We start from the raw sequence: 26,536 nt of genomic DNA, 5'->3' as shown, positions 1-26,536 counted from the left end.
AATCGGGGACTATTGAAAGGAAGTAATAAGGTGAGAAAAGTTTTTTGGGGTAAGAGTATTCTGGCGCTATCACTGGCTTTTGCCATAATGGCAGAAAACAGTGCTGCTTTAACCGTAAATGCATCAGAAATTAACGACATAAATGTAACCGAAGAAATCACAGGCAATGTGGATTTTGGCACTGCAGATGAAAATAATTCAGCTGCAGAAGAGAATAATTCAACTGTTGATGTTATAAACAGTTCAATTTCAGATGATAGTTCTTCAAGTGATGATAATTCTTCCAATACTGTTGGAGCAGTTGCTGAGAGTACTGATGAAGCTGCAGGTAATAATATTACTACTGATCAGCTTAAAAATACATCAGATGGTGATTTAGCAGTTACTGATGGTAATGCTGATAATGAAGAATCTGAAGAAGTTTCTGAGAATTTAGAGTCTGATCAAAATGCCGGAATATCAGACACAGCCAATGATCAGGAGATTCAAAATCCTTCTGATGCCGAAAATAAGACTAATGAAGAGTTGGCAGCTGAAAGTGAAGTATCTGACGGCAATGCAAATGCTGAAGAATCTGAAGCATTTGACTTTGTAGGAATTGTAGACGGCTACAAGATAATTCTTCACGCTGATGCTGGCGTTGTACCTGCAGGAACAGAAGCTGTTGTTCGTAAAGTGAACAAGGTAGCAGGCGTAAAAACAGATGAACTTGTAAATGATGTATTACCTGCAGAATCAGCTGTATATGAATCTGCATCCTTTGATATTTCATTATTTAATAATGGTGTAGAAATAGAACCGGAAGGCAATGTTTCAGTTGATATCGTACTTGCTGATGAACTTACTGACGCAAAGGAAGATGGTGATTCTACATCTCTGCAGGTCTTTCATATTGAGGATGACCTTACAACAACAGAGGTAAATGCTGACGTTACACAGAATTATGGTTTGAACAGTTCTAATGATAATGCTACAGATATTTATGGAGATACAGAAGAGACTGTTGTACATTATGATGCTGACAGTTTCTCAGTTTATGATGTTTCTGTTGTATTAAACTTTACCACATCTGATGCGGTTGCAGAACTTAACCCCGTATATGAAGGCGTAATTGATGCAAACAAAGAGGAACTTGATTTATTGGCTTCAGGCCTTGATTCAACTGTAAATGTTAAAACTCTTTTAGCATCCGGAGGAAAATGTACTTCTACTCAGGAAATGGGTGAAGCTGTAAGAAGAGGAATAATGGCGAGACAATCTCTCATTACTGTCGATTTTAAGCTTCCTGGAATTTATAATGAATTAACAATTGTAAACGAGCTTTATGACGTAATGATTGAGCATACCGGTGTTCCTAATGAAGGCGATTATGTAAGATGGGCTTATTGTGAAACTAGTTATCAGACTACAAAAGCATATGCTAATGACATGACCTATGGTACTTTTCAAATTAGCTTCATTTATACCCATAGTGCACAGCAGGAAATTGAAACAACCAATGCCATTAATTCCCTGGTAAATAAGTTAAAGCTTACAAGTCTTAAATCTGATTATGATAAAGCAAAAGCGGCTTATGACTGGATATGTAAGAATGTAACTTATGATCATGATTTTCAAATAAAACAATCCTATGGTGATTACAGTCCGTATTCATGTTATTCTGCTGCTATAAAGCATTATACTGTATGTGAAGGTTACTCACTTTTATTTTACAGAATGATGCTAATGAGCGGTGTAGATGCAAGACTTATACCGGGAGATGGTGGTCGAGCAGGGGCGACAGGAGCTCATGGATGGAACATTGTAAAGATAGGTAATATTTATTACAATGTTGATTCGACATGGGGTTCAGAGTTTAGCGACAAATCAGTATGGTTCCTTAAAGGAAGTAAAAACTTCGATACTGTTTCAGTTAGTGTAAATGGAAGACGTATAACTTATTTGCATAGTCGTTATGATCCTTATAATACTAATGAATTCCACAGAATTTATCCTACAAGTGTTAACGACTATAATAACGTAAACTATAATTCAGCACCTGTTAGTATTTCCATTAATACACCCAATGCAATGGTTGGCGTTGGACAGTCAATCCAGCTGACTGCTACTGTAAGCAATAACAAGGGCGTAATATGGAGTTCATCAGACAGTGCCGTTGCTACTGTATCCGATGCAGGTATAGTGACCGGTTTAAAGAATGGTGAATGTGAAATATTTGCTACATCTGTTTACGGTGGTAAAAAGGCAAGATGCCGTGTTCTTGTAACGGATGGACGAGTAAAAACTGTTGAAGTAGCTGCAAACACAATCAGCATATTTGAGGGTAGCAAGGCAAATGCCAACGCTTCTGTATTCCCTGAGTGGGCAGTTAATAAAGCCATTAAGTATAAGTCCTCTAATAAGAAAATTGCATCTGTCAATAAGAATGGTGTCATAACGGCAAAGAAGAAAGGTAAATGTGTTATTACCTGTACTTCAGCTGATGGTGGCTATCAGGCTCAGATAAAAGTAGTTGTAAAAAAAGCAACCAGAGTCAAGTCAATTAAATTGACAAAGAAAAAAATAAAACTTACTGTCGGAGCAGGTGCTACATTGGGCGTTAAGTTCAATCCAAGAAAAGCTACGAACAAAGAACTTACATGGAAGAGCAGCAAACCCGGTATTGTATCTGTAGATGCAGCAGGAAATATTATTGCTTTGTCAAAAGGTAAAGCAAAGATTACTGCTAAGTCGGTAGATGGTAAACATAAAGCTACATGTACTGTAGTAGTTAAGTAAGAGGTTTAAGTATGAAAATAGCAGTTTATCCTGGAAGCTTTGATCCCATAACATTGGGGCATTTGGATATTATTAGAAGAGCATCAGAAATGTTTGATAAACTGGTAATTGTCGTTAGTGTCAATACAGCCAAGCATCCGTTGTTTTCAGCGGATGAACGTGTTAAGATGATTAAAGAGGCTACATCAGATCTTGATAATGTCGAGATTGATTCGTATGAAGGATTGATAATTGATTATTGCAAAGAGAATAATATCAAGATTCTTCTTAGAGGATTACGAGCAATTACTGATTTTGAGTATGAGCTTCAGATTTCACAAACAAACAGAGCTTTTTCAAAAAATGAAGTAGATACCGTTTTCCTTACAACAAGCCTTGAATACGCATATCTAAGCAGTTCTACGGTGAGAGAATTCGCCAGCTTTCATGGGGATATAAGCCATTGCGTTACTCCTTATGTAGCACAGATGGTTTATAAAAAATATGGATATGATAATAAACATGGGAGGAAACAACTATGAGCAGCAGAATTGAACAATGCATTGATGAAATTGAGACTTACATTGACAACTGCAAGCATCAGCCCCTGTCACATGGAAACATTATTGTTAACAAGGAAGAGATAGATGATCTTCTAAGGGAACTGCGAAGTAAAACTCCTGAAGAAATCAGACGTTATCAGACTATTATTAGTAATAAAGAATCCATCTTAGAGGACGCCAGAAAAAAAGCCAAGGATCTTATAGATAAGGCTACAGAACAGACACATGCAATGATAAATGAGCATGACATTATGCAACAGGCTTATGCTCAGGCAAATGAAGTGATCGCTCATGCTGCTAAGCAGGCTGAGGATATTCTTACTAAATCGACCAATGAAGCAAATCAGATGAAGGCTGCAGCAGTAGCTTATACAGATAATCTTTTGGCAGAAGTTGAGGTAATTGTAAACAAGGCAATTGATACAACAAGTGCAAGCAATAATGCATTACTTAGAGATCTTACTGCTTACAGTGAGACCATTAAATCAAACAGAGCAGATTTAGTACCGCCCAGTGTTAACCCTTCGAATGTAAGAGAGCCTCAGAGGGCATCAGCAAATGTATCTGAGATAACTCCTGAAGGCGGTTATGCAGATGAGGCTGATCTGAATCTGGATATGTTATAAAGACCGGTCCCGTACTGTGCATTAAGACAAGCTATTTTGTTTGTTATACTCAGTCAAATGACTATTCAAATTGTAATATGGCTGTCGCAATTTTAATCCTGCGACAGCTATTTCTATTAAGGATGATATGAGATTAGATAAATTTTTAGGTGATTGTTCACTTGGAACAAGAAAGCAGTTAAAAGAATACATAAAAAACGGAATGGTAACAGTTGATGGCGCTGTTGCCAATAAACCGGAAATGCCCGTTGATCCGGAGAAAAATGAGATTATATTCGCCGGTGAGAATCTGACCAGGGATTATAAAAAGTACAGGTATTACATTTTGAATAAGCCCCAGGGTGTTGTTTCTGCTACCCGTGATAATCATGATAAGACCGTTCTTGATCTTATTGATACAGGTTATGACAAAGACCTGGCTCCCGTTGGAAGACTTGATAAAGATACGGAGGGACTCCTTATTATAACTAATGACGGAAAGCTGTCCCATCGTTTATTATCACCTAAAAAGCATGTTGAAAAGGAGTATGAAGTACATACTAAAAAACATGTTTCAGATGAGGATTTAAGAAAGCTTGAGAATGGACTTGATATAGGTGACGAAGAGCTTACACTTCCTGCAAAAGCATTTATCGAAAATCAGGATGGAGCTGAAATATTGCATCTTATTATACATGAAGGGCGTTTTCATCAGGTTAAAAGAATGCTTGAAGCCATAGGCAATGAAGTTACATTTTTAAAAAGAATAAGGATGGGTCAATTAGTTCTCGATTCCGCATTATTGCCGGGAGAATATAGAGAGCTTACTAATGATGAGCTGAATTTATTAAAGTAATTATTTTGAGGTAAGTATGAGAAGAGTTGCAAAAGGAAATTTTGGATATATTGAGTATAATAGAAAATTTGCGGCAGTAAGAACTGTTATTGCCCTCGCTATATGCCTTATTATTTTCTTTACAGGACTAATTATTTATAAGTCTAATAAAAGTGCATTTAGTATAATTGCCGCTATAGGATGTCTTCCTACCGGACTTAGTGCAGTAAATTTAGTGATGTATTTAAGAGCACATCCGTGTTCAAAAAAAGCATATGACATAATTGAAGCACACAGAAACGGTCTTCTTATCAGATATGATCTTGAAATGACAAGCTATGATGAGAACTACGACATTGCAGCAGCTACAGTTCTTGATAAGAATGTCGTATGCTACACTGAGGATAACACCCTTGATACCGTTAATTGTGAGAAACATATCAAAAACCAGATATCTCAGAGTGGTTACAGTAATTATACTGTTAAAGTGTTTAAGGATATTAATGCTTTCTGTTCAAGGCTTGATCAGCTCGAACAGATAAGGGTAACAAAGAAAATCGATCCGCAGGCCATAGAAGATGCATGGGTTCCCGGAACAGTAGAAACCTGTGCTTTAGTCCTGCTTTCTATTTCACTTTAATAAAGGTATAAGTAATGAAGGAAATAAAAGTAGATAACAATTCAAGCGGCAAAAGATTTGATAAATTTCTTGGGACTTATTTTTCAGAATGTTCCATGGGTTTTATTTTTAAAATGCTTAGAAAAAAGAATATTACCCTTAACGGAAAAAAGGCAACCGGTAAAGAAATATTACAGAAAGGAGATACGATATCTGTATTCTTTTCAGATGAAACCTTCAATAAGTTTGTAAACGTGCATATAAAATCATCTGAAGCCAATGAAGATAAAAGTCTTACCGAGTATGAGAAAGCCTTTAAAAAGCTTAAAAGTATTGAAATAATCTATGAAGATGATGATATTTTACTTATAAATAAGCCTGCTGGAATATTATCACAAAAGGCTGAGTTTAAGGATATCAGTGTTAATGAGTGGCTTATTGGATATCTTTTGAATACCGGATTTATAACTCCTGAATCTCTGGGAGTTTTTAAGCCATCCATCTGTAACAGACTTGACAGGAATACTTCAGGTCTTCTTATTTGTTCCAAATCCCTTCCGGGAGCAAGAAAATCAGCAGAAATGTTGAGGGACAGGTCTGTTCATAAGTATTACAGAACAATAGTTTCAGGTAATGTTACAAGTGATGAACATATATCAGGCTATCTGATTAAGGATGAAAGAAAAAATACTGTAAAACTATATGGTGATAATGATGATTTCTCCGGAATAGATAGAAATAAATTATCCCGAATTGAGACATCATACAAAGTTATTGGACATAAAAGCTTTACTATAAATGGTAAAAGTCAGGCATTTACCGAACTTGAAGTGTTGTTACACACGGGTAAAACACATCAGATAAGAGCGCATCTATCTTCAATAGGGCATCCTCTTATTGGCGATGCTAAATACGGACATCAAAAGGTTAATGAATATTTTTCAAAAAATTATGGTCTAAAATTTCAGCTTCTTCATTCTTATAGACTTGAATTTCCGTCTATAGAGGGAGAGCTTTCAGGTCTTTCCGGCAAGTCTTTTGTTGCTCCTTTACCTGATTTATATAAAAATATAGCCAATATCTGTTAGTAATTTCTTCGGTTACTGTTAATGACGTTTACGATAATATTATTAAAGTAATGTTTATAGAGGTGAATGAATGGCAACTTGGAATTCAAGAGGTCTGAGGGGGCAGGCCTTGGAAGAATTGATAAACAGAACCAATGAGAAATATCAGGATGAAAATCTTGCACTTATCCAGAAAATTCCTACACCAATAACCCCAATAAGAATTGATAAAGAAACAAGACATATTACACTGGCATACTTTGACCAAAAGAGCACTATCGATTATATAGGTGCTGTTCAAGGTATACCGGTTTGTTTTGATGCAAAAGAATGCGCTAAAGATACATTTGCACTTGAAAATATCCATGCCCATCAGGTTTCATTTATGGAGAGATTTGAAAAACAGGATGGTATAGCATTCTTTCTGATCCATTTTACAAGCAGGGGAGTATTCTACTATTTACCATTCAGACATTTGAAAAACTATTGGGACCGGGCATTAGCCGGTGGCAGAAAGAGCTTCACCTATGAAGAACTTGATCCTGAGTATGTTATTTCCGATGACTCCGAAGCTTTTGTTCCATACCTTGATCTCATGCAAAAGGATTTAGCACAAAGAGATTGACAAACAAATTGTATTCTTATAAACTAAAATAAATTTAACATAGTAATGAATTAGCACGTTACCGTATTAAAGTGCAGAGGGATATTTTATGAATCGAAGACTTTTACACACACCTGAAGGTGTCAGGGATTTATATGGAACAGAATGCAGTGACAGATCTTTTGTGAAAAATGTTATTTGCAAAAAGATGTTTGGCTTTGGATTTGAGGAAATAGATACTCCTACATTTGAATATTTTGATGTTTTTTCAGAGGAGATAAGTGACAACAGTGCAAGGGAGCTCTACAAATTCTTTGATAAGGACGGCGTGACGATGGTTTTGCGTCCAGATTTTACTCCTTCCGTTGCGCGATGCGCAAGTAAGTATTTTCTAGAAGATGATGAGCCTTTAAGATTCTACTATAGTGGCAAAGCTTTTCTTAATACAAATAATCTCCAGGGCAAGCTTAAGGAATCAACTGAAATAGGTGCAGAGCTTATGAACGATGGCTCAATCTATGCTGATGCGGAAATGATCGCATTACTGGTTGAATCAATATCTGCAACAGGCCTTCAGGACTTCAAGGTAAGTATAGGTGATGCAGATTATTATTACGGAATCTGTGAAGAAGCCGGAATAGATTTTGATACAGAGGAAGATATCAGAGAGCAACTCGTAAACAGAAATGCCTTTGCAGCTGACAGAATTATGGAAGAATATGGTGTTTCTGAGAAATATCGTGAACTTATAAGAAGTGTTTCAACCTGTATTGGTAATGCAAATGTTCTTGAGGAAGCAGGGCGCCTTGTTAATAACAAAAGGTCAACATATGCCATAAAGCATTTACAGGAACTATATCAGGTGCTTTGCAGTTACGGAATTGAAGAATATATATCTTTTGACCTTGGTATGCTCAGTAAATTCAATTACTATACGGGAGTTGTGTTCGGCGCATATACCTATGGTGTTGGAGATGCCATCGCCAAGGGTGGACGATATGACAACCTACTTGAAAGATTTGGAAAAAGTGCTCCGTCCATTGGATTTATGATAAATCTTGATGATCTAATGACAGCTCTTTACAGACAAAAGGTTGAAATCCCGAAGAGAGAAGCTCAGATCACTATCGAATATACTGCTGATAATTTTAAAGAAGCACTAAGTAAGGCAAAGGCTTTAAGAGCTGAAGGCAAGCGCGTTATCTTGAAAGGAGCAAATTGACATGAAAAGTGAAAACAGATATTTAACATTTGCTCTTGGAAAAGGAAGACTTGTTGAGTCTACAATGGAGCTTCTTGAAAAATGTGGGATCCACTGCGAAGAAGTAATGGATAAAAAGACAAGAAAACTTATTTTCACCAACGAAGAGCTTAAGCTAAAGTTCTTTTTGGCAAAAGGTCCTGATGTTCCAACTTATGTCGAATATGGAGCCGCTGACATTGGTATTGTCGGTAAAGATACCATCATGGAAGAAAATAGAAGCGTCTACGAAGTTCTGGATCTTGGATTCGGCAAATGCAGAATGTGTGTCTGTGGTCCGGAATCAGCAAGAGAGCTTTTACATCATCATGAAATGATAAAAGTAGCAAGCAAATATCCCAGAATTGCCAGAGATTATTTTTATAATCAGAAGCAGCAGACAGTTGATATAATTAAACTCAATGGCTCTGTTGAGCTGGGTCCGATTGTAAATCTTTCAGATGTTATCGTAGATATAGTTGAAACAGGAAGCACTTTAAGAGAAAACGGGCTCACAGTACTTGAAGAAATCTGTCCTCTTTCTGCAAGAGTCATAGTAAATCAGGTAAGCATGCAGATGGAATCAGAAAGAATCCACAAGCTTATCAATGATATGAAGGAGAATCTGTAATGCGTATAGTTGAACTTAATAATCAGACAAAAGGCGAACTTCTTGAAAAGCTCCTTAAAAGAAGTCCCTCAAATTACGGTGAATATGAAAAGACGGTAGCGGATATCATTGCTAATGTTCGCGACAGGAAGGATGAAGCATTATTCGAATATACCGCTAAATTCGATCATTTTGACATTACAGATAAGACCATAAAGGTTACAAGAGAAGAAATTGAAGAAGCATATAAGGCTTTAGATGACAGATTCATTGAAGTCATTAAGAAGAGTGCTGAAAACATAAGAGTTTTTCATGAAAAGCAAAAGAGAAATTCCTGGATTGACACTAAGGAAGATGGATCAATCCTCGGACAGAGAATAATCCCCATAGAAATCTCAGGTGTCTATGTCCCAGGTGGCAAGGCTGCTTATCCATCCAGCGTACTTATGAATGTTGTTCCTGCCAAAGTTGCAGGTGTAGAGCGTATTATTATGTGCACACCTCCATCAAAGGACGGAAAGGTAAATCCCGGAACGTTGGTAGCCGCTGATATTGCCGGCGTAACAGAAGTTTATAAGGTTGGAGGCGCCCAGGCAATTGCTGCCATGGCATTTGGTACTGAGTCTGTACCTAAGGTTGATAAAATCACAGGCCCCGGCAATATTTTTGTAGCTCTTGCAAAAAAGGCATGCTTTGGATACGTTTCAATCGACTCAATTGCAGGTCCTTCAGAAATTCTTGTAATTGCTGATGAAACTGCAAACCCAAGATATGTTGCCGCAGATCTTTTATCCCAGGCTGAGCATGATGAGATGGCCAGTGCAATTCTTATTACCACCAGTAAGGAACTGGCACAGAAGGTTTCCGATGAAGTCGCAGAATTCACTAAAAAGCTTGAACGTTCAGAGATCATAAATAAGTCTTTGGATAATTACGGATACATTTTTGTTGCAGAAAACATGGAAGATGTTGTCGATGCCGCAAATGCCATTGCATCAGAGCATTTGGAAATAATCACAGCCAATCCCTTTGAAGTAATGCCAAGGATCAAGCATGCAGGTGCTATTTTCCTTGGAACATACTCATCCGAGCCACTTGGTGATTATTTTGCTGGTCCCAATCACATACTTCCTACAAATCAGACAGCCAGGTTCTTCTCACCGCTTTCTGTAGATGACTTTGTTAAAAAGACGAGTATTATTGCATATTCTGAGGAAGGACTTCGTAAAGTACACAAAGATATTGAATTATTTGCTAAAAATGAAGGCCTGACAGCACATGCTAATTCAATAGCTGTCAGATTCGAGGAGGGCTGATATGTCCAGATTTGCTGAAGTTACTAGAAAAACCGGTGAAACAGATATTACTGTTAAGATTGAAATTGACGGTTCAGGTAAAACTGATGTAAATACAGGAATTGGATTTTTTGATCATATGTTATCTGCAATTGCCAGGCACGGTTTCTTTGATCTTACGGTTAATGCAAAAGGGGATCTTTATGTTGATGGTCATCATACCGTGGAGGACACCGGAATAGTTATCGGCCAGGCAATAGCCAAGGCTATCGGTGATAAAAAGGGAATAAAAAGATACGGTAACTTTTTACTTCCTATGGATGATGCGCTTGTGCTTTGTGCAATTGATCTGTGTGGCAGACCATATTTTGAAATGGATGCCGACTTTACTACACCAATGATTGGAGAATTTGATACACAGCTTGTAAGAGAATTCTTTTACGCTGTTTCCTATGGTGCTATGATGAATTTACATTTGAGAGTCATCACGGGAATAAATGATCATCATAAGGTTGAAGCCATGTTTAAAGCTTTTGCAAAAGCCTTAGATGAGGCAACTTCCTTTGATGAAAGGATAACCGGAGTCTTAAGTACTAAGGGAAGTCTTTAAAAAATAAACCTTTGGAGAATTGATTTTATGCTGAAAAAATTTGTACCTTGCATCTATTTACTTCATAAAAATGCAGTAGTTTCACTTGAAAATGCTGATGTCATATCAGAATCGCCTGTAGCTCTGGCAGAAAAATATGATAATGATGATTGTGATGCGATTATTGTCTATGATATGTCCAACGGTGATTCTGAGCATGAGGAATCTCTTGATATAATAAAGGATATATGCGGTCAGGTTTCCTGTGAGGTTTATGGTGCAGGTAATGTTAAGCGTATGGAGGACATAAAAAAACTCCTTTATGCCGGATGTAAAAAGGCTTGTCTTAACTTTTCAAAGCAGGAAAATATTGATATTTTGCAGGAAGTATCCGAAAAATTCGGAAAGGATAAAATCTGCATCTGCTATACAGAAACAGATAAGATTTCGCTTTATGATGAAAGTGTAAGAAAGTATGCTTCAGAGCTTATCCTTTTGAATAGTTCCGAAATCAAGAAGACTCCTGAAATAAATATGCCTACTATTCTGAGTCTTCCTGATCTGTCCCTTGATAAAATGATAAGGCTTATGTCACAGCCAAATGTCAGTGGACTTTCCGGAAAAGCCATAAATGCTAATTCGGCCGAAATAAGAAATATGAAAAATATCTGTGCTGAGAATGACCTTGCTGTTGATAGAATGCTTCCTTCATTCGAGTGGGAAGATTTCAAGAAAAACTCCGACGGTATGGTTCCTGTTGTTGTTCAGGATTATCGAACAGATGCAGTACTAATGGTGGCATATTTTAATAAAGAGTCCTATTATAAAACTATAGAGACAGGAAAAATGACATACTTTAGCAGAAGCAGAAATCAGCTTTGGCTTAAGGGAGAGACCAGCGGACATTTCCAGTATGTGAAAAAGCTGACAGCAGATTGCGATATGGACACAATACTTGCCAAGGTAAAGCAGGTAGGTGTTGCTTGTCATACCGGCAGCTATTCCTGTTTTTTCAATGAGATAACAGGAAAGAAATATGCTGAGAAAAATCCTCAGAAGGTGCTTGATAGTGTTTTCACTGTTATAAATGACAGAAAAACAAATCCAAGAGAAGGTTCCTATACCAATTATCTGTTTGATAAGGGACTTGATAAAATCCTGAAAAAAGTCGGTGAAGAAAGCACTGAAATGGTTATCGCAGCAAAAAATGAAAATTCAAATGAACTCATTTACGAAATGGCAGATTTCCTGTATCATATGATGGTACTTATGTCAGAAAAAGGAATCAGCTGGGAAGAGATCACAGATGAACTTGCCAGAAGATAAATAATTATTCCTTTTTCCAATAATTATCTTTGAGGTGTAATTTGAAAGAAAAATTAGCATTATCAGATGAAATCCTTCTTAGCATTACTAAGCCGGAGCGTTACATTGGGGGTGAGGTTAATAGTGCTGTGAAGGATTTATCTGACATTAAGATCAGATTTGCATTCTGTTTTCCGGATGTGTATGAGATAGGCATGTCGCATTTGGGAATACAGATTCTTTATGGATTATTTAATGAGTATGAGGATGTATGGTGTGAGCGGGTATTTTCTCCCTGGGCTGATATGGACAGCCTTATGAGAGAAAAAAATATCCCGCTTTTTGCGTTGGAATCTCAGGATCCTGTCAAGAATTTTGACTTTTTGGGTTTCACTCTACAGTATGAAATGTGTTACACCAATATCCTTCAGGTTCTTGATCTTTCCGGAATTCCTCTTTATTCCAAGGATAGAACTTTAGATGATCCGATTGTTATAGGAGGAGGTCCCTGCTCCTACAATCCTGAGCCGATAGCAGATTTTTTTGATATTTTTTACATAGGTGAAGGTGAAACAAAATACAGAGAGTTGTTTGACTTATATGAAGAATGTAAAGAAAATGGAACTTCAAGAGAAGAATTTCTTTACAAATGCTCACAGATTCATGGAATGTATGTGCCTTCTTTATACAATGTCGAATATAAGGAAGATGGTACTATAAGCGCCATTTCAGCACTAAGGGACGGTGTTCCTGCAAAAGTTGAAAAGGAAATATGTCTCGATCTTACAGAGAGTTATTACCCTATGAAGCCTGTAATGCCTTTTATAAGAGTTACACAGGACAGGGTTGTGCTTGAGGTAATGCGCGGATGTATAAGAGGCTGCAGATTTTGCCAGGCAGGTCAGCTGTACAGACCACTAAGGGAACGTGATGTCAATAAATTAAAAGAGTATGCAATGACTCTGATAAAAAATACCGGCTATGAAGAGATTTCATTAAGTTCACTAAGTACCAGTGACTATACCGGACTTAACGAGCTGCTTGATTTCCTTATTGATTATTGTAATGAGCATAAAGTCAATATTTCACTTCCATCACTGAGAATAGATGCATTTTCTCTGGATGTAATGAGTAAGGTTCAGGATGTAAAGAAATCCTCACTTACCTTTGCTCCTGAAGCAGGTACTCAGAGAATGAGAAATGTTATTAATAAAGGTCTTACTGAGGAAGATATTTTAAGAGGTGCTCACGAAGCCTTTGAAGGCGGTTGGAATAAGGTTAAACTGTATTTTATGCTTGGCCTTCCCGGCGAAACTACAGAGGATATCGAGGGCATAGGCGATATTGCCAATAAGATTGCCGTTGAATATTTTGAAACTGTTCCTAAGGAAAAAAGAAACGGAAGAACAATTGAAATAACTGCAAGTACATCCTTCTTTGTTCCCAAGCCTTTTACACCTTTTCAATGGGCTTCAATGAATACAAAAGAAGAATTTCTCGATAAAGCAAGCATTACCAGAAAAGGAATAATGTCACAGCTTAATCAGAAGCACATAAAGTATAACTGGCATGAAGCAGACGCCAGTATGCTTGAAGGTATACTTGCAAGAGGTGACAGAAGACTTTCAGAGGTTATTTATAACGTTTATAAGCGCGGATGTATCTTTGATGCATGGAGTGAGTACTTTAAAAACGATATCTGGATGGAAGAGATGGAAAAAGCAGGTCTGGATCCCCTTTTCTATGTAAAAAGAGAGCGTAGTAAAGACGAAATTCTTCCATGGGATATTCTTGATTGCGGTGTTTCTAAGGAATTCTTATGGCGCGAGTGGCAGACTTCAAAAGAAGGTAAAGTTTCACCCAATTGCAGACAGTCATGTATGGGCTGCGGCGGCGCAAACTATGGCGTAGGCATTTGCTTCCAGCCCAAAACAGGCATATAAAAATAATGTTATCAAACTTATAGGATTGTCTAGCGATTTTCATAGTTATCGCTTTAAAAGTCATAATAGAGAAAAACATTATAAATTGCAAAAATTTAAAGGTTACAAAATATGATTAAACTAAGATTGAAATTTTCAAAGCATGGTCCTATACGTTTTCTTGGACATTTGGATGTAATGAGATATGTCCAGAAAGCAATAAGACGTGCTGAAATTGATATTAAATACAGTGAAGGCTACAGCCCTCATCAGATTCTGTCATTTGCACAGCCCCTTAGCGTTGGAGCTACAACAGACGGTGACTATATGGATATGACTGTTCTAAGCTGTAGTTCTCCCGAGAGTGTCATGGAATCACTGAACGGTGCTATGAATGAAGGAATTGAGATACTTGCAATACAAGAATTACCTGAAAAAAGTGTCAATGCAATGACCAGTGTTGCAGCTGCAGAGTACATTATTTCCTTTAGAGAAAATAAGGAACCTTCATTTGACCTACTACATGAATTTACCGAATTCATGAAACAGAATGAGATTTTGGCAACAAAGAAGACTAAAAATGGTGAGAAGCAGATTGACATTAAACCGCTGATCTACAAGTGGGAGATTTTGGAAGATAAAAGTGTTCATGTTTTGCTATCTGCAGGTAGCAGTTCCAATTTAAAGGCGTCTTTACTTATTGAGAGCTTATTTGCATTTGCCAATGAAGAAATGCAGGAATTCGCTGCAAGATTTCACAGGCTTGAGACTTATCTTGAAGGCGAGGATGAAGGCGGACACTATGTACAGCCTATGATTCCCGATATGTTAAACGAGTTATCTTTTGCTGCAGATAAGAATCTGACACAGGGAAAAATATATGTCTGAGCTGCTGATAACAGAATTTTTTGACCACACCTGTATATTAGGTCTTAAAGAAAACAAAATAGAATATCTGGATATCATCGATATTGTTGATCGCACAGGGAATATATATGTCGGAAGAGTAGAAAATATTGTTTCCAACATAAATGCAGCATTTGTCAGATTCGAAAAAAACGGAGATAAGAATGGTATAGGCTTTTTACCGTTGAACACGCTTCCAGCTCAATGTGTTTTAAACAGAGATGTCGAATCTTCTAAGGAGCTTAAAGCCGGTGATATTGTTCTTGTACAGATAAAGGTTGAAGCTCAAAAGACCAAACAGCCAAGGCTTACCGGTAAATTAAAATTATCATTCGAAAATACCGCTGGGGATTTACAGAATTTAATCGCAATAGCAAAGACAAGATCTGAATACCAGCAGATAGCACCTGAAGAAACAGGTATATCGTGTGTAGTGAATAAGACGTATGAGATTTTCAGTCAGATATGTGATGAGGCTCCTGACAGGATAGTTACAGATAACAGATCGATATATGAGGAGCTTACCGGGGCAGATGTCGATTGTACTTATTATGATGAAGAGGAACAACGATTACCTTTAAAAGTACATTATAGTCTTACGAGTCGTACTGAAGATATTTTCAAGAAAAACGTATGGTTAAAATCCGGAGCTTTCCTGGTAATTGAGCAGACTGAAACTTTAAATCTTATTGATGTTAATTCCGGTAAAAATTTAAAAAAATCCGATATGTTTTTTCTTGAGCAGAATAAAGAAGCTGCAAAAGAAGCTTATAGACAGATAAGATTAAGAAACTTATCCGGTATGATTCTTATAGATTTTATATCCATGAAGGATAAAAGCATGAACTCAGAGTTGATAGCGTTTATTAAGGATCTTATCAAAAATGATCCTATGAATTTAAGCTTTGTGGATCTTACAGGACTTGGAATCATGGAATTCACAAGAAATAAAAAAAAGAAATCTCTAAGAGAAACTATTGACACACGTAATAAGTGATGTTATTATTCAATAGTATGCCGCTTAACGAGGTTGAAGTGGATGAATCCCACCATAGTTAGCGAGATTTGGAAGAAGGAGGTGCCTTATGTACGCAATTATAGTTACTGGTGGTAAGCAGTACAAGGTTTCCGAGGGCGACGTTATTCGTGTTGAGAAGCTTGACGTAGAAGCCGGAAAAGAAGTTACATTTGATAATGTTATTGCAGTAAATGATGACAAGACTCTTAAGGTTGCTGGTGATGTAGCTGGTGCAAAGGTTAGCGCAACAGTTATGGAACAGGGCAAAGGTAAGAAGGTTATCGTTTATAAGTACAAGAGTAAGACCGGTTATCACAAGAAGAACGGTCACAGACAGTGCTTCACAAGTGTGAAGATTGATAAGATTTCACTGTAATTCTTGTAGTGAGTGTTTGCAGATATGACAAATATCATTATTCGTAAAAATAAAGATGGTGAGATACTCGGCTTTAAGCTTGAGGGCCATGCCGGATCCGGTGAATATGGAAAAGATATTGTTTGTGCAGCTATTTCTATGCTCTCAATTAATACCGTTAATTCATTGGAAAAATTTACAGATGATAATTTTACCTGTGATGCTGATCCTGTTAAAGGATTGATAGATGTAAAATCCTCTGAGGGATTTTCAGAAAATGGCGAGTTACTTTTGAAGTCATTTGAACTTGGCATAATGGGCGTCTACAAACAGTATGGTAATGAGTTTTTGAACATTAAATTCGAGGAGGTGTAAGTCATGTTGAATATGGACCTTCAATTTTTTGCTCATAAGAAGGGAGTCGGATCCACAAAGAACGGTCGTGATTCCGAGTCAAAGCGTCTTGGAGCAAAGAGAGCTGACGGACAATTCGTAAAGGCTGGAAATATTTTATACAGACAGCGTGGCACTCACATTCATCCCGGTGTGAACGTAGGTATCGGTAAAGATGATACTCTTTTCGCACTTGTTGATGGTGTGCTTCGTTTCGAGCGCAAGGGCCGCGATAAGAAGCAGGCTTGCGTTTACGCTGTAGAGAAGTAATCAGTATCGTATTGTATTGAGCTCCAAACATGTATTGTTTGGAGCTCTTTTTATCATATAGGAGATAATAATGCCTGCATTTGTAGATAGAGCGAGAGTGTTTGTAAAAAGTGGCAAAGGTGGAGACGGTCATGTTTCCTTTAGAAGAGAAAAATTCGTTGCAAACGGTGGACCGGATGGCGGCGATGGCGGTAAAGGCGGCGACGTTATTATTAAGGTCGACTTGGGCATAAACACTCTTTCAGACTTCCACTACGGTGGAAAATATAAAGCCGAAAATGGTGAAGATGGCGGAAAACGCAGATGCCATGGAAAGCAGGGGGCTGACATTATAATAAAGGTTCCACAGGGTACTGTAATTAAAGAAGCAGTCAGTGGTAAAGTTATTGTAGATATGTCAGGAGATGTTACAGAATATACTCTTTTAAAAGGTGGTAAAGGCGGCAACGGTAATATGCATTATGCTACAAGCACAATGCAGGCACCCAGATATGCTCAGCCAGGTCAACCTGCCAAGGAACTTGAAATATTACTCGAACTTAAGATGATTGCAGATGTGGGACTTGTTGGTTTCCCTAATGTTGGTAAATCAACTTTTCTAACTAAGGTCTCAAATGCAAAGCCAAAAGTTGCGAACTATCATTTTACAACTTTAACTCCTATTCTCGGGGTAGTTAGTCTTAATGATGCCCGCGGATTTGTTGTAGCTGACATTCCCGGACTTATTGAGGGTGCGGCTGATGGAGCAGGTCTTGGTCACGAGTTCTTGAGGCATATTGAACGTACACGCATGATGATTCATGTTGTTGACGCTGCAGGAACTGAAGGCCGTGATCCGTTTGAAGATATTGAAGTTATAAATATTGAGCTTGAGAAGTATAATGCTGATATCACCAAAAAGACTCAGGTAATTGCTGCCAATAAGATTGATATGCTTCCTGATGGTGAGAATTCTGAGATCATAAAGAAACTTAAAGAAAAATTTGAGCCTCAAGGGGTAAAAGTATTTGCTACTTCAACGCTAACTGGCAAAGGAATAGACGAACTGTTATACTATATTAGCAGGGAGCTCGATAAACTTGGTGAGGATACTGTCGTATTTGAAAGTGAATATGATCCTGAAGTTGAGCTTAAAGAAGAAAACGAAGCATTTACAGTTGAATATGATTCTGATGAAAAGGAATATGTAATCGAAGGACCTAAGATTGAGAAGATGCTTGGTTACACTAACCTTGATTCAGAGAAAGGTTTTGCATTTTTCCAGAACTTCCTTGTTGAAAATGGCATTTTGGATAAGCTGGAGGCTCTTGGCATACAGGAGGGCGATACTGTCAGAATGTATGGTAACAGCTTTGATTATTACAGAAATGCAGATACCGAAGAAAGCGGTGCTTCAGCAGATGATAGTATATTACAGGACGATTATATAGATATGGAGGAAGATGATGAATCTAACGAGTAAGCAGAGAGCTTATCTTAAGGGGCTTGCTATGAACTTAGAGCCTGTTTTTCAGATAGGAAAGGCTTCAGTTACTCCTGAAGTAACTGAAAGTGTATTAGAATGCTTTAATACAAAAGAGCTTATTAAAGGCTCTATATTAAAAAACTGTACTGATGATGTGAAAGAAGTCGCAAATACTGTGGCAGAAAGAACAAGATCCACACTTGTACAGGTTATAGGAAGAAAAGTAGTACTTTACAAGCCTTTTCATGAAGATCCTGAGATTAAGCTGCCTAAGTAATACAATATATCAAAAATAAAATAATCAAATGATTATAAAAAGGGGACTTTTATATGGCAAGTAGAAAAATCGGACTTTTAGGTGGAACGTTCAATCCTATTCATAATGCTCATCTTATTTTAGGAGAAGCTGCCAGAGAGCAATTCGGACTTGATAGGGTGATTTTTATGCCAAGTGGCATCTCATACATGAAGGAAAATGATAATGTTGCTCCGGGAGAGCTTAGATATCAGATGGTGAAGCTTGCCATTGACAGTAATCCTTATTTTACCTGTTCACGACTTGAAATTGACCGTGAGGGTAAAACCTATACTATAGATACTTTGAGAGAGCTTAAGAAGATGTATCCAGGCGATGAGATATATTTCATTGTAGGCGGTGATACATTTAAACAGCTCGAAAGCTGGTATCATTCAGAGGAGATATTTGCTAATTGTGTTATTTTAGCAGGTGTAAGAGGCTCATTATCTCTCGAAGAGATGGATAAGCACAGAAGTTATCTGCATGATAAATATGGCGCAGATATAAGACTTCTTCAACTGAACAATATTGAGATTTCAAGTAGTGATATAAGAGCCAGAATTAAAAACGGCAGATCTGTTCGATATATGCTTCCGGAATCTGTAATTGATTTTGCAAGTATAAAGAATTTGTACAACGGTATGCCGGCTCCTGATAATTCTGATGATGATGTAAAAATATACAATGGCTGAGTTTACGGGAGGTATTATTCTTGAGTGTGAAGATCTTAGAAATATCCCATAAGCTTAGAAAAGAAATGAAGCTTGTACTTAATGCGGATAGATTTGATCATACGCTTGGAGTCGCATATACAGCTGCTAATATGGCTGCAGTACATGATGTTCCAATTGATAAAGCGATTACTGCAGGCTATCTTCATGATTGTGCCAAGAATCTGGAACATGATGAGCAAATCAAAATATGCAAAAAGTATGGCGTCGAGATTACTGATGTAGAGAGACGAAATCCTGCATTAATACATGCAAAAGCAGGCATGTGCCTTGCGGAACATAAATATGGAATAGAAGATGAGGACATACTTGGTGCAATCCGATGGCATACCACAGGGCATCCCGGTATGACTGATCTTGAAAAGATAGTTTTTATTGCCGATTTCATTGAGCCAAACAGGAAACCGCTGGAGCATATGAGTGAAATCAGAAAACTTGCTTATACAGACCTTGATAAATGTATGCTACATATATTATCAGATACTCTGAACTATCTAAAAAACATTGATAAAGAGTGCGATGATATGACAGCAAAGACCTATGAATATTATTTAAAAAAGGATAATTAATAATGGCAGAACATTCAATTGAAAATTCAAAACAGATGGTTAAACTTGCAGTAGAAGCAATCGAGAACACAAAAGGACAGGACATTGAGATAATCGATATCAGTGAGGTTTCTTCTCTTGGCGATTACTTTATCGTAGCCAGTGGAACAAACCGTTCTCAGATACAGGCTATGGCAGACAAAGTAGAAGAGTCTCTCGGAAGAGCCGGATATGAGAAAAAGGATATTGAGGGCTATGAAAGTGCGTTCTGGATCCTTCAGGATTTTGGTGATGTGATTGTCCATATCTTCGATCAGGAAAACAGGCTTTTCTATGATTTGGAAAGAATATGGCGCGATGGAAAGCATGTAACTAAAGAAGATTTGGACTAATAGAATTTGTACTAACAAATAGTCGAATAGAATTAAAAATCAATATAAAAGCGGGCTATGACATGAATCATAGTCCGCTGAATTATTAGAGCAAAGCACTAAGTGAGTTTCTAACGAGCAAGTGCGCTTATTCTTAATATAGTCTTAAAACGCCAAAAACTTTACCCAAAATCTCGCAATCATCAACAATAATAGGATCCATAGCATCATTTTCGGGCTGAAGTCTTATATGGCCGTTCTCTTTATAGAATGTCTTAACAGTAGCAGAATCATCTATTAGTGCTACGACCTGTTCACCATTCTTAGCAGTATTGCAGGATTCAACAAAAATACGATCGCCATTAAAAATTCCTGCATTAATCATTGAATCACCTTTAACATTCAATATAAACATTTCACCCTTAGGGCAAAGATCAGCCGGAATAGGAAAATAACTATCAATATTCTGTTCAGCTAAGATCGGCATACCTGCAGCTACCTGTCCAACCACTGGAATACTAACCATATCAGTACGTACCATGTTAAAAGAATCATCACAAATCTCTATGGTACGGGGCTTAGTAGGATCCCTGCGAATATATCCGTTCTTTTCAAGAGTCTCCAGATGAGAGTGAACAGAAGATGTAGACTTTAAATGAACAGTCTCACAGATCTCCCTTACAGTCGGCGGATACCCCTTATCCAGAATACATTCCTTAATATATTCAAGGATTTCTTTCTGCTTTTCACTGATTTTTCCTTTTTCCATATTATTCCTCCATTTTCAAGAACCTATGTTCAGTTTATCATAAACCAGGGCATAACGCAAACATATATTCGCTGTACTTTTTATGGGACACATCGAAGTTTATTATAGAAATATAAAGAAAAGGGATTAATCACAAAACACTCACATTACTGTGAGTGTCCTGCGATTTTCTTATGAGGGGGAGATAGTGATTTCGTTCATCAACTATCTTGATATAAATATACTGGATAAATATGAACAAATTATGAACTAAAACGAATGATTTATTTAAGATTCAAAAAGAACAAACGTACGAATATTCTATTGACAAAAGAAAATATGTTCGATATATTTAATACAGAACAGTTGTTCGCAACGTTTGTTCGGCTATGTAGTGTCAAATCAATTTTGAAAATACTGGTTTGACCTAAGGAATCCGCAGTATGCGGTACCACTTAGGTCGATAAATGGAGGAGAGAGATGAGAGCAGAACAAAGAGCATTAACAAGAAGGCATCACAGAAGAGAAGTAATAATAAAAAGAAGAATCATAACATTTTGTGTAATGGCATCTATTATCTTATCTTTGTTTATAATATTGTCTTTTTCCTTTAACTCAGATGCCAGTGCTAATTCAGATAATGAACAGTTCAGATACTATACATCTGTAAGTGTAACCTCCGGAGATTCTGTATGGTCAATTGCTGAAGAATATATGGATGAACTTCATTACAGAAATACAAGGGAATATGTTACGGATATAGCACATATTAATAGAATTTCCCCTGATTCTAAGCTGAGAGCAGGAACTAATCTTATCATTCCTTATTATTCTGAACTGGAGAAATGAATATAATCAGTATGTTTACAAGCTTAGATCAATTAAGGAAACCACATATTGAATAATAGTATCTAAATATTGAATGTAAATTATATGAGTTTTGCCAATAGCAATTTGCACATGCAAATTGCTATTATTTATTTATATACTTAATAATATCAATTTTTGGAGGTGCTTTATGCTATTTCAACTTTACGGCACCACAGCCAGCTCTCAATTATTAGGTTGGGTACTGGTATTTGTGGGACTTATCCTTATGAATGAGATTGGTCGTCGTACAAAAGCAGGCGGAATGGTTGTATTCGTTATAATCCCTACAATTCTTACTGTTTATTTCATTGCTGCACATATGGGTGCATTCGGTGGAGCATCTAACCCTACAGTTGCATTTATGGACGGCTGGTTCCATTATTTCAAACTCTATGCTGCTGATATAGGCTGCGTAGGCTTTATGATGATCAAGTATAAATGGGGCATCGGAAAGGAAAAATGGTTTGCATGGTTCCCCTGGTTTATAGTTGCTGCTAATATCATGATTGCTAATGTATCAGATATGGAATCTGCAATTGCTGCATTTAAGATTTCCGGTGACTTAAGTGGTGCCTGGTGGGCTTCAAATGAAGGTGTATTCATCTACGGTGGATGGTGGAATGTTGTAAATGCCATTGCCGGTATGATCAATATTTTCTGTATGACAGGCTGCATACATCTTTACACATCTAATGACAGAAACCAGTCAGATATGCTTTGGCCTGACATGACAGTATGGTTCATACTTGCATATGATGTATGGAATTTTGAATACACATATCTTAACCTTCCTACACATTCTTGGTATTGCGGTGTTGCACTTCTTCTTGCTCCTACTTTTGCCAATGCTTTTTGGAACAAGGGGGCATGGATACAGAACAGAGCAAATACACTTGCAATATGGTGTATGTGGGCTCAGGTAGTACCCGGATTCCAGCTTTCAAGTAAATTTGCAGCTGCACTGCCTTCAGTTTATGGTGGAGCTACTGAGAACGGTATTACAACAATGGACCTCTATGCTAAGGCAATTGATCTTTATAATTCAGGTGCAGGTAAATCATCCCAGGCAGGTGAGATCATCGCTTCAATGGGTATAACTGCAGATCCGAGAATGCAGGGCTTTGTTGCAGTGCTTGCTATTGCAATCAATGTAATCTGCATAGCTGAGATTATTAAGAGATCTGTCAAGCTTGGCAAGAATCCATATGCTAATGAAGTATTTGGAGATACAAAGGACTTCAAGCTTGCCATGGAAAGAGCAGAAAAAGCCTGATATGTATTTTAATATCTAATAATAAACGGATACCCTGATCACGTCATATGTGATTGCGGTATCCGTATTTAGACTAAATATATTAAAAACAAATATTCAGCCATAATTCGTAAGAATAAATCATATTATGGCTATATCTAAAGAGGTATTATGCACGAACTTGGTGTTGTTTTTCATATAATTGATGATCTTAAGGTTGTTGCAGAAGAAAATCAGTTAGAAAAAATTGATAAGGTTACAATTGAGCTTGGTGAGGTTTCTACTGTAATACCTCACATTCTTACAGACTGCTTTAATTGGGCAGCTTCTAAGCAGGATTTTCTAAAAAATACAAAGCTTTCTATCGAAACAATTCCCGCCATTACTTATTGTGAGGAATGCAAAAAGGAATACAGAACATTGGAACATGGACGTATTTGCCCGTTTTGCAGAAGTGAAAAAACATATTTGCTACAAGGAAATGAATTCCTCATTAAGGAAATTGAAGTAACGGAATAAAGAATATTCAAAAACATTTTATAATTATGTTCATTATTAATGACATATCCTACTTATTTTGGTAAAATATATACATGTTGCATAACTAAACTAGATAAGGGGGTATTCATAACCATGGCAACGAAGGAGAAGAGAAACGTAATTGTTGGACAGTCAGGAGGACCCACAGCTGCTATTAATTCCTCACTTGCAGGTGTTTATCGTACAGCTATCGATCGTGGATACAAGAAGGTTTACGGTATGATCCACGGTGTTCAGGGTCTGATGGAAGGAAGATATGTTGATCTTGCTGATCATATCAAGACCGGTCTTGATGCTGAGCTTCTTAAGAGGACACCATCTGCATATCTTGGATCATGTAGATTCAAACTTCCTGAGATTTTCGAGAGTAAAGAAACTTATGAAAAGATTTTCCAGATTCTTTCTGACCTGGAAATCGATTGCTTCATCTACATCGGTGGCAATGATTCTATGGATACCATCAAGAAGCTTTCGGATTATGCAATTATTTCCGGATCTTCTGTAAGATTTGTTGGATGTCCCAAGACCATTGATAATGATCTGGCTCTTACTGATCATACGCCCGGTTATGGATCAGCAGCAAAGTATATCGGAACTTCTGTAAAAGAAATTATCCGTGATGGATGGAGTCTTGAAACTGAGCATGGTCAGGTTGTTATTGTTGAGATCATGGGTAGAAATGCAGGATGGCTCACAGGTTCGGCAGCTCTTTCAAGAGGTGAAGACTGTGATGGTCCCGATGCTATTTATCTTCCTGAGCTTCCTTTCGATGTTAAAAAGTTCATCGATAAGGTTAAGAAGTTGCTGAAGGAGAAAGCAAACGTAGTTATTGCAATTTCCGAAGGTATACATGACAAAGATGGTAAGTATATCAGTGAGTATGACAACGGCGTTGAATATGTAGATGCATTTGGTCATAAACAGCTTACCGGTACTGCCAGATATCTTTGCACAGTTCTCTCAACTGAAATTGGTTGTAAGACAAGAGCAATTGAGCTTTCAACTCTTCAGAGAGCTGCAAGTCACTGTGCTTCACGTGTTGATATCCTTGAAGCTTATGAAGTTGGTGGTGCAGCTATGAAAGCTGCAGATGAAGGTGATAGCGGCAAGATGGTTGTTATCGAAAGACTTTCAGATGATCCTTATCAGGCAGGTACTGAAGTTAAGGATGTTCACAAGATTGCTAATGATGAGCGTCTTGTTCCCAGAGAATGGATCAATAAGGAAGGCACCTATGTAACAGATGAATTTATTACATATGTTCGTCCTCTTATTCAGGGTGATGTAGGTCCTATCATGGTAGATGGTATTCCGAGACATCTGTTTGTACCCGGATTCCAGGAACTGCTGTAAGCCGATTCAAAGCCTGAAATAATTGACCAAAAAATAACTAAATATTTTAATTCTATATAATTAAAACTCCGATTATCAGTATAACAATAATCGGAGTTTTTTAATTTTATCAATTACTGTATGGATCAATTGTAGCTGCACGACGTCTGTGTTCTTCTTCAATAGCAGCGTAGTGCTTAGCTGTTGTATTTATATCCTTATGGCCAAGAACATCAGCAACCAGTCTGATATCACCGGTTTCACGATAAAGAGCAGTACCATATGTGCTTCTCATTTTATGTGGAGTAAGCTTTTTTCCGGGTACAGCCATTTGTGTGTACTTTTTTACCATGAGTTCGACACTTCTGACAGTTATTCTGCTTTTCCTAAGCGATAAGAATAAGGCTTTTTCTTTATCATTGGACACAAGAGACGGTCTTTCAAATTCAATATATTCTTTTAGTGCTTCAGCAGTATTTCTGTTAAAGTATAAAATCTGTGTATTACCACCTTTACGAACTACACTAAAGGAATTCTCGTCAAAATTGATATCATCAACATCAAGTCCAACACATTCTGATACACGAATACCCGTATTCAAAAGGAGAGTAAATATAGCTGTATCCCGTAAATTAGTTTTTTCACATAATGAACGCTGACGGGCTGAAACCTTGATTTCAGTGTTTATCACAGTGTCCATAAGAGTATTAACCTCTTCGGAATTCATTCTGATAATATCTTTCTTAGGCGTTTTTTTACGCTTCGCAGCACCAAGAGTAGGATTATTCTTAAGATAATGATGCTGGCACATGAATTCATAGAAACCACGCACCGCAGACATTCTTCTTGCGATACCTTTTTCTTTATTTATGTGCTTATTTTCTCCATTATTAAAGGAAAGATATCTCTGAAACTCATTAATATCCTCAAATGAAAGTCGATCAAGTAGTTCTAATTCAATATTCTTTATTTCTACAATATCTTTTAGTAAAGGATTGCGTTCCTTAAGAAATTGAAAGAATGTAATAAGATCGTATGCATAGGAGATAACTGTATTAATCTGCGACGTAAGCTCTTTGTCGTCCAGGAAAGGGATACAATACACAGGTAGCATATCTTCCAGTGTATGAAGCTTCTCCAAGCGTTTTAAATGAAGTTTTTTATTATATTCTGAGTCTGCCCCCATAACTTTAACTCCTCCTATATTTATGCTAAAGCATCGTTTCTTAAATAGCCGGACCATTGAGCGTCCAAAGGACATACGCAAGTGTTTTGTCTGGATGACTTTTGATTTAATTACGAAGTATCATTCTCAATAGGCTAGGAATCTGAATGAGTCGTAGCGGTGGCTACGGCGATTGAAGATGATGATGCATATTGAGAATTAGACAAGTAATTAAACAAATTGTCATCCAGACAAGACACTAG

Annotated in this window: 29 protein-coding genes; 27 read left to right on the top strand and 2 right to left on the bottom strand. The window is 37.3% G+C overall.

Features of this window, described 5'->3' with window-relative positions; all coding sequences use genetic code 11:
• The first annotated feature begins 30 nt into the window (after positions 1 to 30).
• From T501_RS01585 to rsfS, 23 genes are all read left to right on the top strand, one after another.
• Positions 31 to 2,778, top strand: a complete 2,748-nt coding sequence (locus T501_RS01585) for an Ig-like domain-containing protein (RefSeq protein WP_044912818.1) — start codon at positions 31 to 33, stop codon at positions 2,776 to 2,778.
• 11 nt (positions 2,779 to 2,789) lie between these two features.
• Positions 2,790 to 3,299: a pantetheine-phosphate adenylyltransferase gene (gene coaD / locus T501_RS01580; RefSeq protein WP_026509274.1), complete on the top strand. Its 510-nt coding sequence runs from the start codon at positions 2,790 to 2,792 to the stop codon at positions 3,297 to 3,299.
• Positions 3,296 to 3,946: an HrpE/YscL family type III secretion apparatus protein gene (locus T501_RS01575; RefSeq protein WP_026509275.1), complete on the top strand. Its 651-nt coding sequence runs from the start codon at positions 3,296 to 3,298 to the stop codon at positions 3,944 to 3,946. Before coaD ends, T501_RS01575 begins: the two co-directional genes overlap by 4 nt.
• Positions 3,947 to 4,073: 127 nt before the next feature.
• A complete protein-coding gene (locus T501_RS01570; RefSeq protein WP_044912816.1) occupies positions 4,074 to 4,781 on the top strand; it encodes a pseudouridine synthase in 708 nt (235 codons plus the stop codon).
• Between the two features lie 16 nt (positions 4,782 to 4,797).
• Positions 4,798 to 5,400 (top strand): hypothetical protein, encoded by a 603-nt coding sequence (locus T501_RS01565; RefSeq protein WP_044912814.1) that lies wholly within the window; start codon positions 4,798 to 4,800, stop codon positions 5,398 to 5,400.
• 14 nt (positions 5,401 to 5,414) lie between these two features.
• On the top strand, positions 5,415 to 6,467 hold the full coding sequence (locus T501_RS01560; RefSeq protein ID WP_044912812.1) for an RluA family pseudouridine synthase: 1,053 nt from the start codon (positions 5,415 to 5,417) through the stop codon (positions 6,465 to 6,467).
• A gap of 70 nt (positions 6,468 to 6,537) precedes the next feature.
• A complete protein-coding gene (locus T501_RS01555) occupies positions 6,538 to 7,071 on the top strand; it encodes a Holliday junction resolvase RecU (RefSeq protein WP_044912811.1) in 534 nt (177 codons plus the stop codon).
• A gap of 88 nt (positions 7,072 to 7,159) precedes the next feature.
• A complete protein-coding gene (hisZ, locus tag T501_RS01550; RefSeq protein WP_044912809.1) occupies positions 7,160 to 8,272 on the top strand; it encodes an ATP phosphoribosyltransferase regulatory subunit in 1,113 nt (370 codons plus the stop codon).
• A 1-nt stretch (position 8,273) separates the two neighbouring features.
• Entirely contained in the window at positions 8,274 to 8,921 is a 648-nt protein-coding gene (gene hisG / locus T501_RS01545; protein ID WP_044912808.1) for an ATP phosphoribosyltransferase, read from the top strand.
• Positions 8,921 to 10,216 (top strand): histidinol dehydrogenase, encoded by a 1,296-nt coding sequence (gene hisD, locus T501_RS01540; protein WP_026509281.1) that lies wholly within the window; start codon positions 8,921 to 8,923, stop codon positions 10,214 to 10,216. The genes hisG and hisD overlap by 1 nt, the downstream gene beginning before the upstream one ends.
• A gap of 1 nt (position 10,217) precedes the next feature.
• Complete coding sequence (gene hisB / locus T501_RS01535; protein ID WP_044912807.1) at positions 10,218 to 10,805, top strand: imidazoleglycerol-phosphate dehydratase HisB; 588 nt, start codon at positions 10,218 to 10,220, stop codon at positions 10,803 to 10,805.
• A gap of 27 nt (positions 10,806 to 10,832) precedes the next feature.
• Positions 10,833 to 12,110, top strand: coding sequence for a bifunctional phosphoribosyl-AMP cyclohydrolase/phosphoribosyl-ATP diphosphatase HisIE (hisIE, locus tag T501_RS20595; protein WP_081842995.1), 1,278 nt, complete (start codon positions 10,833 to 10,835; stop codon positions 12,108 to 12,110).
• A gap of 41 nt (positions 12,111 to 12,151) precedes the next feature.
• Complete coding sequence (locus T501_RS01525) at positions 12,152 to 14,032, top strand: TIGR03960 family B12-binding radical SAM protein (protein WP_044912805.1); 1,881 nt, start codon at positions 12,152 to 12,154, stop codon at positions 14,030 to 14,032.
• Positions 14,033 to 14,143: 111 nt separating this feature from the next.
• Positions 14,144 to 14,899 (top strand): TIGR03936 family radical SAM-associated protein, encoded by a 756-nt coding sequence (locus T501_RS01520; protein ID WP_050008054.1) that lies wholly within the window; start codon positions 14,144 to 14,146, stop codon positions 14,897 to 14,899.
• A complete protein-coding gene (locus tag T501_RS19760; protein WP_050008053.1) occupies positions 14,892 to 15,914 on the top strand; it encodes a ribonuclease E/G in 1,023 nt (340 codons plus the stop codon). The genes T501_RS01520 and T501_RS19760 overlap by 8 nt, the downstream gene beginning before the upstream one ends.
• Positions 15,915 to 16,002: 88 nt before the next feature.
• Entirely contained in the window at positions 16,003 to 16,311 is a 309-nt protein-coding gene (gene rplU / locus T501_RS01510; protein WP_026509285.1) for a 50S ribosomal protein L21, read from the top strand.
• Positions 16,312 to 16,335: 24 nt separating this feature from the next.
• Entirely contained in the window at positions 16,336 to 16,665 is a 330-nt protein-coding gene (locus tag T501_RS01505; RefSeq protein WP_026509286.1) for a ribosomal-processing cysteine protease Prp, read from the top strand.
• Positions 16,666 to 16,668: 3 nt separating this feature from the next.
• Entirely contained in the window at positions 16,669 to 16,953 is a 285-nt protein-coding gene (gene rpmA, locus T501_RS01500) for a 50S ribosomal protein L27 (RefSeq protein ID WP_026509287.1), read from the top strand.
• A gap of 70 nt (positions 16,954 to 17,023) precedes the next feature.
• Positions 17,024 to 18,415: a GTPase ObgE gene (gene obgE / locus T501_RS01495; protein ID WP_081842994.1), complete on the top strand. Its 1,392-nt coding sequence runs from the start codon at positions 17,024 to 17,026 to the stop codon at positions 18,413 to 18,415.
• Positions 18,399 to 18,695 (top strand): ribosome assembly RNA-binding protein YhbY, encoded by a 297-nt coding sequence (gene yhbY, locus T501_RS01490; RefSeq protein WP_026509288.1) that lies wholly within the window; start codon positions 18,399 to 18,401, stop codon positions 18,693 to 18,695. The genes obgE and yhbY overlap by 17 nt, the downstream gene beginning before the upstream one ends.
• Before the next feature lie 53 nt (positions 18,696 to 18,748).
• The gene (gene nadD, locus T501_RS01485; protein ID WP_044912804.1) at positions 18,749 to 19,408 is read left to right on the top strand and encodes a nicotinate-nucleotide adenylyltransferase; all 660 of its coding nucleotides are present in this window, start codon (positions 18,749 to 18,751) and stop codon (positions 19,406 to 19,408) included.
• 26 nt (positions 19,409 to 19,434) lie between these two features.
• Positions 19,435 to 20,016: a bis(5'-nucleosyl)-tetraphosphatase (symmetrical) YqeK gene (gene yqeK, locus T501_RS01480; RefSeq protein ID WP_242845467.1), complete on the top strand. Its 582-nt coding sequence runs from the start codon at positions 19,435 to 19,437 to the stop codon at positions 20,014 to 20,016.
• 2 nt (positions 20,017 to 20,018) lie between these two features.
• Positions 20,019 to 20,387, top strand: a complete 369-nt coding sequence (rsfS, locus tag T501_RS01475) for a ribosome silencing factor (RefSeq protein ID WP_026509290.1) — start codon at positions 20,019 to 20,021, stop codon at positions 20,385 to 20,387.
• A 133-nt stretch (positions 20,388 to 20,520) separates the two neighbouring features.
• On the opposite strand, the gene lexA is transcribed toward rsfS, so the two are convergent.
• Entirely contained in the window at positions 20,521 to 21,135 is a 615-nt protein-coding gene (lexA, locus tag T501_RS01470) for a transcriptional repressor LexA (RefSeq protein WP_026509291.1), read from the bottom strand.
• 459 nt (positions 21,136 to 21,594) lie between these two features.
• Between lexA and T501_RS19755 the strand changes: the two genes are divergently transcribed.
• The 4 genes from T501_RS19755 to T501_RS01450 all read left to right on the top strand — a co-directional run bounded on the left by T501_RS19755 (position 21,595) and on the right by T501_RS01450 (position 25,129).
• On the top strand, positions 21,595 to 21,963 hold the full coding sequence (locus T501_RS19755; RefSeq protein WP_050008052.1) for a LysM peptidoglycan-binding domain-containing protein: 369 nt from the start codon (positions 21,595 to 21,597) through the stop codon (positions 21,961 to 21,963).
• A 169-nt stretch (positions 21,964 to 22,132) separates the two neighbouring features.
• The gene (locus T501_RS01460) at positions 22,133 to 23,257 is read left to right on the top strand and encodes a DUF5692 family protein (protein ID WP_044912803.1); all 1,125 of its coding nucleotides are present in this window, start codon (positions 22,133 to 22,135) and stop codon (positions 23,255 to 23,257) included.
• A 150-nt stretch (positions 23,258 to 23,407) separates the two neighbouring features.
• Positions 23,408 to 23,755: a hydrogenase maturation nickel metallochaperone HypA gene (locus T501_RS01455; protein ID WP_044912801.1), complete on the top strand. Its 348-nt coding sequence runs from the start codon at positions 23,408 to 23,410 to the stop codon at positions 23,753 to 23,755.
• A gap of 114 nt (positions 23,756 to 23,869) precedes the next feature.
• Positions 23,870 to 25,129, top strand: a complete 1,260-nt coding sequence (locus T501_RS01450; RefSeq protein ID WP_026509294.1) for a 6-phosphofructokinase — start codon at positions 23,870 to 23,872, stop codon at positions 25,127 to 25,129.
• Between the two features lie 109 nt (positions 25,130 to 25,238).
• On the opposite strand, the gene T501_RS01445 is transcribed toward T501_RS01450, so the two are convergent.
• Positions 25,239 to 26,294, bottom strand: a complete 1,056-nt coding sequence (locus T501_RS01445) for a tyrosine-type recombinase/integrase (protein WP_044912800.1) — start codon at positions 26,292 to 26,294, stop codon at positions 25,239 to 25,241.
• Positions 26,295 to 26,536: the final 242 nt, after the last annotated feature.

Source organism: Butyrivibrio sp. WCE2006 (assembly GCF_000701985.1).
Taxonomy (GTDB): Bacteria; Bacillota; Clostridia; order Lachnospirales; family Lachnospiraceae; genus Butyrivibrio.
This window is presented reverse-complemented; position numbering and strand designations above follow the sequence as displayed.